The following is a 3,527-nucleotide window of genomic DNA, read 5'->3' on the forward strand; positions in this document are numbered from 1 at the left end:
CCTTTAATCCTTCGAAAATCGCCTGTCCGTAATGAAGTGCAGAAATTGCCGGGCTCATCGGAATTGGACCATAAGGAAGAATCTGTAAATTTTTCCATTCGCCATCTTCGTAGTCGGCAGTAAACATGTGATCGGTAAAAACCTTACCGAACGGTAATTGCGAAAAATCAGTAACAGCCAAACGTGTTTGCGCTGCTTTGGTGATTTTTATATCTAATGTCTCGGTCATTGTATTTGAATTTTGAATGGGTGAATGATCGAATGGTTGAGTGTTTTACCGCTCATTCTCTTATTCAATAGTTCGCTCATTCTGTCATTAATTATTTCGCGCAAATTAAGAAAAAACAGGCTTTTTTAATAGCTTTTTGTAATATTAATCTTTGTTTTTGAGTGTTTYAAGTACACTAAGCACCCAACCTTTACCCCACTCTTCCATTTGCTCACCGGTCCATAAGAACGGATAAAAGATTCTCTTCTGAAAACGCGGAGGCAGATACTTTTGCCAGTTGGTTCCACCTGTTGCTGCAATATCAACCGGATCTTTCTCCAAATAACGTACGGCCGATTTGTAGTGCGATAAAGGCCATTCTACATTTACATACAAATCTAACTTGCGCAACTCCTCTGCAAGGGCAGAAACATCAGCTCCATTCGCTTGCAATTGATGGTATAAAGCAGAAAAATTAGTTAAAGTGCGATCTTTAGCCAGTTGTAGAAACTGAGCAGCATACTTTTTAATAAATTGCTTTAAGGTTAAAGTTTGCTTACCCGAAGACAGCTCGGTTGCACCGAATTTCCAGTAAATATTTTCGAATTGTTCTGCTATTGTTGCAGTACTTAGTTCTTCGCGTTTGCTTTTATCTACCAATTGGATAAAATCTGTAGCACAGATCTCGATCATCCGGTACTGGCCAGATTGGAACCCACTGGCAGGCAATAACGACATGCGGAATTTCAGGAATTGCTCTTTCTCCATACCATCAACCATCACCTCGAAAGAAGTGGTTAAGGCATTGAAATAAGCGTTGATCCGTTTTACGCGTGCAGTAAAAAACTCGGCGGTTAAATTTTCATGTTCAGCAATCTGCCTGCATTCATGCAGTGCGAGCTTAAAATAAAGTTCCGTGATTTGATGGTACATGATGAAAATCTCTTCATCCGGAATTGGTGTTTTAGGATTCTGCAAGCTCAGTAAAGTATCCAAATGAATGTAGTCCCAATAGGTTAAGAAATCGGCATATAAGAGTCCATCGAGGTACGATGCCATATCTTGCCCCATTGCCGTATACTTTTCTTGCAGTTGATGTAATTTGTCTTTTATTTCGGGTGTGAAATCCATGGTTTAAAGTTAGCTGCACAAAGGTGATAAAGATTTTGCAACAAATAACTAAATTTTATACATTTGGGACAATGGCGATGGAGTACCGCCAAAACCGCCCAAACAGGCTGATGACTCCTACGATTTTTATTTAAAATTGAATTCAAATGCCTGTTAAAAAACTAACAGAAGGATTTCTTCTGTCTATTAAACATTTTATTAAACTCGACTTCGGATTACTCTTAATTAGCACATTAAAGTGGCTGTTGATTTCTGCAATATTGGGTGGGATTATAGGCTCTGCCTCTGCCCTGTTTTTAGAAACTTTAAACTGGGCAACCAATTACCGTGAACAACACCTCTGGATTATCGCCTTTTTACCAATTGCCGGTATACTCATTGGCCTGGCTTACCATTACTGGGGTGCAGCCGTTGTAAAGGGCAACAACCTCTTGATTGAGGAATTACAATCGCCCAAAAATGTGATTCCGCTGATTATGGCGCCACTCATTTTTGCAGGCACGATTATTACCCATTTATTTGGCGGCTCGGCTGGAAGAGAGGGTACAGCTGTGCAAATTGGAGGAGCCTTTGCCGATCAGTTTACGAAACTGTTTAAACTTAAAGCCAGAGATCGAAAAGTGATCCTCATCTGCGGGATCGCTGCTGGCTTTGCCTCTGTTTTCGGGACACCATTGGCAGGCGCTGTATTTGGATTGGAAGTTTTCGTTATTGGAAGTTTAACCTATAGTTCCATTCTTCCTTCATTTATTACTGCAATTATTGCCGATTATGCCTGCAAAAGCTGGGGTGTTGGGCATACCCATTATTCCATTTCTCTGGTGCCGGAAATGAATTCGATCAATTTACTGTTATCCTTAGGTGCTGGAATATTATTTGGACTGGTGGCGAGATCTTTTTCGGCCTTAAACCATAGCTTATCAAGTCTTTTCAGTAAAATCAAATACCCACCATTAAGGCCATTTATTGGTGGATTAGTTTTAATCGCCATTATTTACCTGATCGGGAATACACGATATATCGGCTTGGGCATTCCGGTTATTTCAGAATCCTTTGTTCAACAAGAAGCGTATTATACATTTGCGATCAAATTATTTTTAACAGCATTTACCCTGAGTGCAGGGTTTAAGGGCGGCGAAGTTACTCCACTTTTCTTTATTGGGGCCACACTGGGTAGTTTTTTGAGTTTCTTTATCCCCTTACCTCTTGGACTGTTGGCAGGAATGGGCTTTGTGGCTGTTTTTGCAGGGGCAGCGAACACCCCTTTGGCTTGTATTTTTATGGGCGTAGAGCTATTTGGTACCTCATCGGGAATTTATATCGCCTTAACCTGTGTTACTGCTTACTTATTTTCTGGCCATACGGGAATTTATCGGTCGCAAACGATAGGTACACCTAAGCATTTGTTGTTGAAGAGGCATCAGTTTTTGAGGTAGCTTTGACAACCTTCTCAACAAGAGGCCTGAAGGTTGTCAAAGCTTATCGAATTGGTTTTGATAATCTTCTAGAGATTGCAAAGAAGGCTGTCAAAGTTCATCAAACATGATAATATCCTGAATGTCAGAGTGAAATTTTAGATACCCTGCTTTTCCACCAAACCAATCCAACACATAATGTTTCTTTAATTTAGTATTGGCTTCAAGTAAAATCCGACCGTAAGAACTCCATTTCCAATCTCTGAAATCGGAAATAAGATTATGCTTTTGAGGATTAGAATGAATATAATAAACAAGCCTTGTAAAATAAGATTCGTCGTTTATCTGAGCACGTTTAAATGGCGTTTGAAATAATGTACCTATTCTTTTATGCTGGATATTAAATGCCAATGCGTATGATTGGAAAAATATTCTGAATTGTTTGCTTACAATATCATGCACTGAAAATTCACTAATTGGGTCATTAGCCTTTAAACTTTCTTTAACCCGGATTAGCAGATGAAAATGATTCCCTAATAAACAATATGCATATACATCTAAAACATTGGAAAGGTATAGATCGAATTTTTTTAGGAAAACCTATAATTAGCATCTGATTTAAAAAGTGGTTGCCTATCTATAGATCGGTTATAAATGTGATAGAATTTTCCTTGTTCAAATTTAGTATAGTAATGTTCGGTCTTTGCCATAAGAATGCTTAATAAACCAATATACTAAAAATAGGCTATAAAAAGCTTTGACAACCTACTGGC

The 3,527-nt window shown here is 38.8% G+C and carries 3 protein-coding genes, 1 pseudogene and 1 riboswitch; of the genes and pseudogenes, 1 reads left to right on the plus strand and 3 read right to left on the minus strand.

Going from position 1 to position 3,527, the window contains the following annotated elements; all coding sequences use genetic code 11:
* Both AC1DPQ_RS21505 and AC1DPQ_RS21510 read right to left on the minus strand, forming a co-directional pair.
* Positions 1-229 (minus strand): annotated as a pseudogene (locus tag AC1DPQ_RS21505) (branched-chain amino acid aminotransferase); the annotation flags it as partial.
* Between the two features lie 144 nt (positions 230-373).
* Positions 374-1,339, minus strand: a complete 966-nt coding sequence (locus AC1DPQ_RS21510; protein WP_477610824.1) for a tryptophan 2,3-dioxygenase family protein — start codon at positions 1,337-1,339, stop codon at positions 374-376.
* Between the two features lie 64 nt (positions 1,340-1,403).
* A riboswitch (Fluoride riboswitch) is annotated at positions 1,404-1,466 on the plus strand.
* Positions 1,467-1,485: 19 nt separating this feature from the next.
* Here AC1DPQ_RS21510 and AC1DPQ_RS21515 point away from each other — a divergent pair.
* Entirely contained in the window at positions 1,486-2,775 is a 1,290-nt protein-coding gene (locus AC1DPQ_RS21515; protein ID WP_477610825.1) for a voltage-gated chloride channel family protein, read from the plus strand.
* 90 nt (positions 2,776-2,865) lie between these two features.
* Here AC1DPQ_RS21515 and AC1DPQ_RS21520 read toward each other — a convergent pair whose 3' ends face one another.
* Positions 2,866-3,165 carry a transposase gene (locus tag AC1DPQ_RS21520; protein ID WP_477582573.1) on the minus strand — a complete coding sequence of 100 codons (300 nt, stop codon included), beginning with the start codon at positions 3,163-3,165 and terminating at the stop codon, positions 2,866-2,868.
* Between the last annotated feature and the right edge of the window lie 362 nt (positions 3,166-3,527).

It is taken from the genome of Pedobacter sp. 01T416_2 (assembly GCF_056398925.1).

Excerpts from the sequence above, each read along its gene's own strand:
- AC1DPQ_RS21515 (WP_477610825.1), top strand. The coding sequence starts at position 1,486 with ATGCCTGTTAAAAAACTAACAGAAGGATTTCTTCTGTCTATTAAACAT.